The organism is Streptomyces alkaliterrae (assembly GCF_007097205.2).
Lineage (GTDB): Bacteria > Actinomycetota > Actinomycetes > Streptomycetales > Streptomycetaceae > Streptomyces > Streptomyces alkaliterrae.
In genome coordinates this window covers 1-6,761 of the sequence record NZ_VJYK02000303.1, presented here as the reverse complement: position 1 = coordinate 6,761, position 6,761 = coordinate 1, and the positions used below count along the sequence as shown (strand labels likewise).

Annotated in this window: 7 protein-coding genes; 3 read left to right on the top strand and 4 right to left on the bottom strand. The window is 72.5% G+C overall.

What is annotated here, in order from left to right; genetic code table 11:
• Window positions 1-68 precede the first annotated feature (68 nt).
• Window positions 69-1,574: a peptide MFS transporter gene (locus FNX44_RS22050; protein WP_143650512.1), complete on the top strand. Its 1,506-nt coding sequence runs from the start codon at window positions 69-71 to the stop codon at window positions 1,572-1,574.
• Between the two features lie 88 nt (window positions 1,575-1,662).
• Here the strand turns inward: FNX44_RS22050 and FNX44_RS22045 are convergent, their stop codons facing one another.
• Both FNX44_RS22045 and FNX44_RS22040 read right to left on the bottom strand, forming a co-directional pair.
• Window positions 1,663-2,169 carry an ATP-binding protein gene (locus tag FNX44_RS22045; RefSeq protein ID WP_143650510.1) on the bottom strand — a complete coding sequence of 169 codons (507 nt, stop codon included), beginning with the start codon at window positions 2,167-2,169 and terminating at the stop codon, window positions 1,663-1,665.
• A gap of 181 nt (window positions 2,170-2,350) precedes the next feature.
• On the bottom strand, window positions 2,351-2,743 hold the full coding sequence (locus FNX44_RS22040; RefSeq protein ID WP_143650508.1) for an STAS domain-containing protein: 393 nt from the start codon (window positions 2,741-2,743) through the stop codon (window positions 2,351-2,353).
• Between the two features lie 258 nt (window positions 2,744-3,001).
• On the opposite strand from FNX44_RS22040, the gene FNX44_RS22035 reads away from it, so the two are divergent.
• Window positions 3,002-3,949: an RNA polymerase sigma factor SigF gene (locus FNX44_RS22035; protein ID WP_228450097.1), complete on the top strand. Its 948-nt coding sequence runs from the start codon at window positions 3,002-3,004 to the stop codon at window positions 3,947-3,949.
• A 230-nt stretch (window positions 3,950-4,179) separates the two neighbouring features.
• Window positions 4,180-4,701: a fibronectin type III domain-containing protein gene (locus FNX44_RS29770; RefSeq protein ID WP_143650504.1), complete on the top strand. Its 522-nt coding sequence runs from the start codon at window positions 4,180-4,182 to the stop codon at window positions 4,699-4,701.
• Window positions 4,702-4,758: 57 nt separating this feature from the next.
• Here FNX44_RS29770 and FNX44_RS22025 read toward each other — a convergent pair whose 3' ends face one another.
• On the bottom strand, window positions 4,759-5,445 hold the full coding sequence (locus tag FNX44_RS22025) for a TIGR03086 family metal-binding protein (RefSeq protein WP_228450096.1): 687 nt from the start codon (window positions 5,443-5,445) through the stop codon (window positions 4,759-4,761).
• A gap of 106 nt (window positions 5,446-5,551) precedes the next feature.
• Entirely contained in the window at window positions 5,552-6,718 is a 1,167-nt protein-coding gene (hutI, locus tag FNX44_RS22020) for an imidazolonepropionase (RefSeq protein WP_143650513.1), read from the bottom strand.
• Window positions 6,719-6,761: the final 43 nt, after the last annotated feature.

The following is a 6,761-nucleotide window of genomic DNA, read 5'->3' as shown; positions in this document are numbered from 1 at the left end:
CGTGCGCGCACCCCGTCCGGGCGCACCCCCACCCCCCGGGTGTGCGTCCCGCACCAGCAAGGAACCCCATGGCGACCAGCATGACGGAGGAGTCCGCGCGCCCGGCAGGCGGCGGAAAGACCTTCTTCGGCCACCCCCGCGGCATGGCCACGCTCTTCATGACGGAGATGTGGGAGCGCTTCTCCTGGTACGGAATGCGGGCCCTGCTCGTCCTGTACCTCTACACCGCGGTCACCGACGGCGGCCTGGGCATCGACGAGACGACGGCCGTGGCGATCTACGGCGTGTACAACGCGGTCGTCTACATGGCGGCGATGCCCGGCGGCTGGGTCGCCGACCGGCTGTGGGGCGCCCGCAAGGCGGTGCTCGTCGGAGGCATCGTGATCGCCGCCGGCCACTTCACGCTCGCCATCCCGAACTCCGCCGTGTTCTTCGTCGGGCTCGGGCTGATCGCCATCGGCACCGGTCTGCTGAAGCCGAACATCTCGGCGATCGTCGGCGACCTCTACAAGGACCTGCCGAACTCGCGGCGGGACGCGGGCTTCACGCTCTTCTACATGTCGATCAACATCGGCGCGCTGATCGCGCCGCTGACGGTCGGCTACCTCGGCGAACACGTCGACTGGCACCTCGGCTTCGGCCTGGCGGGCGTCGGCATGACGCTCGCCGTCATCCAGTACGTGCTCGGCGGCCGCCACCTCGGCGACGCCGGCCAGGCGCCGACGAACCCGGCGACGCGGGAGGAGCGGCGTACGGCGCTGCGGCGGGTGCTGCTCTGGAGCGGCGTGGCTGCCGGAGCGCTGCTGGCCGACGTCCTGCTCGGCACGTTCGAGATCGACCACATCGTCAACGTGCTCGCCGTGCTCGGCATCGTCGTGCCGATCGGCTACTTCGTGATGATCTTCCGCAGTCCGAAGCTGACCGCCGAGGCGCGCCCCAAGGTCGTCGCGTTCGTCTGGTTCTTCCTCACCGCCGTGCTGTTCTGGATGATCTTCGACCAGTCCGGCTCGCTGCTGAACATCTTCGCCGACGAGAAGACGGACCGGTTCATCGGCGGCTGGGAGTTCCCGGCCTCCTGGCTCCAGGCCGCGAACCCCGCCTGGGTGATCATCCTGGCTCCGCTGTTCGCCACCCTGTGGGTGAAGCTCGCGCAGCGGAACCGCGAGCCCAGCACCCCGGTGAAGTTCGCCCTCGCCATGCTGCTCATCGGCGGTTCGTTCGCGCTCATGGGCCTGGCCGGAGCCACCGCGGCGGCCAGCGACTCGGGCAAGGTGACCGTCTTCTGGCTGCTCGCCGTCTACCTGGTGCAGACGCTCGGCGAGCTGTGCCTGTCGCCGGTGGGCCTGTCGCTGTCGACGAAGCTGTCGCCGAAGGAGTTCGTCAGCCAGATCATGGGCCTGTGGTTCCTGGCCGTCGCCACGGGCAACGCGCTCAACGGGTGGGCGACGCGGCTGAACGGGCCACTGGGTGACGCGGCGTACTACACGATGTGGGCGCTGGTCGCGGCCGGCGCGGGGTTGGCGTTCCTGGCGGGGGCGCGGAAGCTGCGGGCGCTTACCGGAGAGGTGGACTGAGCATCGCGGGGCCCCGGGCCGGGTGCGGTCCGGGGCTTCTGCCTGCCCCACCCCTCCCACGGCCTTCGGCCAGGGCCCCCAGGAAGGGCTAGACGGGCGTGGGGAGCTCGGCCCAGACCGTCTTGCCGGGGGTGTCGGGGGTTCGCAGGACGCCCCAGTCGAGGCAGAGGCGGCCGACGATGAACATGCCGTGTCCGCCCGGCCGCCCCGGGCGGTGCGGGTCACGGGGCGACGGGGGGTCGGGGCTGTCGTCGGCGACCTCCACACGCAGCGACCTCGGGCCGCTGACGATGGCCAGCTCCCTGGGGCCGCCCGCGTGCAGGCAGGCGTTGGTGACGAGTTCGGAGACGACCAGCAGGACGTCCTCGGCGGCGGCCCGGCGGTCGACGTCGGCGGCCGGCAGCCAGCCCCAGTCCTCCAGTGCCTGTCGGGTGAAGTCGCGGGAACGCTGAACAGCGCCACCGGCTCCCACGAGCCTCAGCCTGCGCACCTGGCGCATGTCGCGCAGCTGCCCCACCGGCGACGCCCCCGGCCCCGGGGCCGTGCCGGCCTCGGGACCGCGATCGCCCGCCGGGGATCGCCGGGTGGTGCTCATCCGCACTTCACCTCGCCGGTTTCTCCGATTCGTCTTGCTCACCGATGTTTGTGTGGCCCGGTCGTCCCCGCCTTCGGCCCCGAAGAGGGTCGACGGCTGCCAGAGGGTTCTCCTGCCCTGTGAAGCGGAGGAGACACCCACCGTTTCCGCCGGGTCGATGTGACTCGCGTGACTGTTCACGTTACGAGTCGGAGGTCTCCCCGCGCGCGGGGATCGCTTCTTCCAGTGAGTCGTGGACGGTGAAGACCGCGCCGGCGCCGGTGATCTCGAAGACCCTGGCGACGACGGGCGTCATCGCGGCGAGGTGGACACCGCCGCCCTTCTCCTCGACGGTCAGGCGGGCGCCGAGAAGGACGTTCAGTCCGGTGGAGTCGAGGAAGTCCAGGGCGGCGCAGTCCACCACCAGGTGGATCGCACCCGCGGCCACGCACTCGTCCAGTGACTGACGCAACACGTCGGCGGTGTGGTGGTCGAGCTCACCTTTGGGCGTGATCACGGCACGATCGCCGCGGTGTTCGACCTCGACCGTCAGCCGGCCCCGGTGGCTGGTGCTGCCGGGTATCCCGCGGTCCATGTACACCTCTTCTGCTCGCTCGCGGCACGCTTGCTCCCCCGCCTCGTGGCACTGAAACCCTACGCCTTGACGACCCGCCCCAACACCCGAACGAATGCTGATGTTCTTCGCAGAAGCGGACATAACCCACTTGCCTTGAACTCGCAAGAGCGGGTAGGGCTAGTAGGGACATCCGACAGAGACGGCCTTGGAGGCGCCGCACACCGCAGTGCACGTCACGGCTTCGGCAGCCATATGCCGAGAAACACGGAGGAGACAATGTCACCCCAGCTCGACGAGTCGCGCATCACTGACGCCATCATCCCGGACGCCCCGACCGGGACCCAGGTGAGCGCACGGACCGCACCGTCGGCACCCCAGTCCACCGCGATCGAGACGGACGACGAGACGACCGGCGACGTGCTGGAGCAGATCGCCGAACTCCCCGCCTTCGACGAGGTGGCCCCCCAGGACGCCCGCGCGCTCTCGAAGGAACTCTTCGAGCGCATGGCGACACTGGAGGAAGGCACCCACGAGTACGCCTACGTACGCAACACACTGGTCGAGCTGAACCTGGCACTGGTCAAGTTCGCCGCCGCACGCTTCCGCTCGCGCAGCGAGCCGATGGAGGACATCGTCCAGGTCGGCACGATCGGCCTCATCAAGGCCATCGACCGCTTCGAGCCCGACCGGGGCGTCGAGTTCCCCACTTTCGCGATGCCGACGATCGTCGGCGAGATCAAGCGCTTCTTCCGCGACACCAGCTGGTCGGTCCGCGTGCCGCGGCGCCTCCAGGAGCTGCGCCTGGACCTGGCCAAGGCCGGCGACGAGCTGGCCCAGAAGCTGGACCGGTCGCCCACCGTCGGAGAACTCGCCGAGCGCCTGGGCCTCTCCGAGGACGAGGTCGTCGAGGGCATGGCCGCCAGCAACGCCTACACGGCCAGCTCGCTGGACGCCCAGCCGGAGGAGGACGACAGCGAGGGCGCCCTGGCCGACCGCATCGGCTACGAGGACCACGGCCTGGAGGGCATCGAGTACGTCGAGTCGCTCAAGCCGCTGATCGCCGACCTCTCACCGCGCGACCGGAAGATCCTCTCGCTGCGGTTCGTCGCGAACATGACCCAGTCGGAGATCGGCGAGGAGCTGGGCATCTCCCAGATGCACGTCTCCCGGCTGCTGTCCCGCACGCTCGGCAGGCTGCGCAAGGGGCTGCTCACCGACGCCTGACCCCCGCGAACCGGCACGAACCACCGGACCGCCCCGGCAACCTCTCCGCCGGGGCGGTCCGGTTGTCCAGCCCCGGTGCTGTCGAGCCCCGCTCGGCCTGTCGAGCCCCGCTCGGCCTGTCGAGCCCCGCTCGGCCTGTCGAGCCCCGCTCGGCCTGTCGAGTTGCGCGGAGAAGTCGGACGAACACGACAATTGTCCCGACATCGCTGACCCCGTCGGGGAGGTAGCCCGTGCTTCGTCGGTTCTTCACCCGCTGCGCCGCACGACCGTCCGTGGTGGCGTCGGCCGTGCTCGCGGTGGCCTCGCTGGTCGCCCTGAGTGTGCTGGCAGGTGGCCGGCTCACCTCGGCCGCCGGCCCCCAGGACCACCGTTCGGACGACCGGCGCCCGGCCTCACCGGTGCCGGACGTGCTGTCGCCGGTGCTCCAGCCGCCACGCGGCCTGGAGGCCGAGGCGACCGGGCCGAGCACCGTCCGCCTCAGCTGGCAGGAGGCCACAGTCACGGGGCGGGGCGTCGTGGCCGGGTACCGGGTCTTCCAGGACGGCACCAGTACGGCCGTGGTCTCGGTCGGGCCCGAGGTGCTGTCCGCCGAGGTCGGCAGCCTGGAGCCGGGCATCAGCTACGGCTTCACCGTGCGCGCGATCGACGCGGACGGGCGCTACTCCGCGCCCTCGGAGGAGGTCGAGCTGACGATGCCGGCCCGGCCGACGGTCTCCGACGGCCCCCAGGGCACTCCCTCGCACGCCGACTGACGGCCGCCGCGTCCGCCCCCGGACGGCGTAACGGCGGGCGTGAGGCCCCCGGAGCACTCACCCGAACGGAGGACCCGGCGGCCCGCAGCGGCGGCCGAGCGCGGCGAGCAGCCGCTCCCCCGGCGGCGCGTCGCCGCGCGCGGCGAGCGGCGCCGCGAAGAGCGTGCCGCGCTGCGCCGGCGGGGGCACGACCAGCGGCACCACCGGCAGCAGCGCGGCGGCCAACGCCGCGGGTGGCGGCGGACGGCGGTCACCGCCGTCCAGCGCGGCGGCCACGTCCCAGCCGTGCACGACCAGCTCCACCGCACCCGCCCGGCGCAGCAGGGCGGCACGCAGCGGCACGCCGTCGACCGGCACGGCGCTCCGGGCGCCCGGTCCCCGCCCGGCGGCCCGGGCCAGCACCTCCAACGCGTCCGACACCCGCGGCACGACCGGTTCCCGGCCCAGTGGGCACGCCGCGAGTCCGCCGTCCGGGCCGTGGGCGTCGGACCCTGCGGCCACCCGGCCGAGGATCAGGCCCTCGCAGAGCGCGGCGACCGAATCCTCCAGGTGCGTCAGCAGCATCCGGACGTCCCAGCCGGCGCAGGGAGTCGGCCGCTCCAGCTGCTCGGGGCGCACCGCCCTCACGGTCCGGGCGGCGTAGCCGGCAGCCAGCACGAGCAGCCTCGCGCCGGCCGGGTCACGCCTCGGAACGCACGGCTCCGGTTCGGACGGCTCCCGCTCGGGCGGATCTGACTCGGGCAAGGCGCCTCCCCGCGGCTCGGTGCGGTACGGCGCCGGTGCGGCCCGTACCCCTCACCCGGATGGACCGCCGCCGCGCGCCGAACTCATCGCCGCGCCCCGATCGCGCTCAGTGCGTAGCCGGCACCCGTACGCCTCGCTGCCACACATCCCGCACCAGCGGTACTCCCGGACGGTACGCCAGATGGACGTGGCTGGGCGCCTCCAGCAGCACGACATCGGCCGCCGACCCGGGCGTCAGCCGGCCGACGTCCGTACGGCGCAGCGCCTCCGCGCCGCCCGCCGTGGCCGACCACAGCGCCTCGTCGGGTGTCATGCCCATCTCCCGGACCGCCACCGCCACGCAGAACGGCATGGAGCTGGTGAAGGACGAGCCGGGGTTGCAGTCCGTGGACAGCGCGACGGTCACACCGGCGTCCAGCAGCCGCCGGGCGTCGGGATAGACCGCCCGGGTGGAGAACTCGCACCCCGGCAGCAGCGTGGCCACGGTGCTCCCGTCGGCGAGCGCGGCGACGTCGGCGTCGGTGAGATGTGTGCAGTGGTCGGCTGAGGCGGCGCCCAGTTCGACCGCGAGCTGGACGCCCGGGCCTGCGGTGAGCTGGTTGGCGTGGACGCGCGGGATCAGGCCGCGGGCCGCGCCGGCGGTGAGGATGGCGCGCGCCTGGTCGCCGTCGAAGGCGCCCTGCTCGCAGAAGACGTCGACCCAGCGGGCGTGCGGTGCGCAGGCGTCCAGCATCGGACCGGTGACGAGGTCGACGTAGCCCGCCGGGTCGTCGGCGTACTCGGGGGCGACGACGTGGGCGCCCAGGTAGGTGACCTCGTCGGTGTGGGCGGCGGCGATGCGCAGCGCTCTGGCCTCCTCCTCGACGGTGAGCCCGTAGCCGGACTTGGTCTCCACCGTCGTGGTGCCCTGGCGCAGCATCTCGGTGAGGTAGGTGGTGAGGTTCGCGGAGAGTGTGTCGTCGTCGGCGAGGCGGGTGGCGACGACCGTGGAGCGGATGCCGCCCGCCGTGTAGGGGCGGCCGGACATCCGGGCGTTGAACTCGGCGGTGCGGTCGCCGGCGAAGACCAGGTGGGAGTGGCTGTCGACGAACCCGGGGATGACGGCCCGGCCTTCGGCGTCCACCCGCTGGTCGGCGGCGGGGGCGGCGGCGGCCGGTCCGACCCAGGCGACGGTGCCGCCGTCGAGTACGAGGGCGGCGTCCGTCAGCAGGCCGAGCGGGCCCGCGCCCAGGTCGGGGTTGTTGGTGACGAGACTGCCGATGTCGGTGATCAGTGTGCTCCCGCCGTCCGTCGGCGGGACGGGCCCGGGTCCACGG

What these genes read in the sequence shown, in the direction of transcription:
- FNX44_RS22040 (WP_143650508.1), bottom strand. Translation starts at nt 2,743, where the DNA reads ATGGACCGCGGGATACCCGGCAGCACCAGCCACCGGGGCCGGCTGACG.
- FNX44_RS22035 (WP_228450097.1), top strand. Translation starts at nt 3,002, where the DNA reads ATGTCACCCCAGCTCGACGAGTCGCGCATCACTGACGCCATCATCCCG.
- FNX44_RS22045 (WP_143650510.1), bottom strand. Translation starts at nt 2,169, where the DNA reads ATGAGCACCACCCGGCGATCCCCGGCGGGCGATCGCGGTCCCGAGGCC.
- FNX44_RS22050 (WP_143650512.1), top strand. Translation starts at nt 69, where the DNA reads ATGGCGACCAGCATGACGGAGGAGTCCGCGCGCCCGGCAGGCGGCGGA.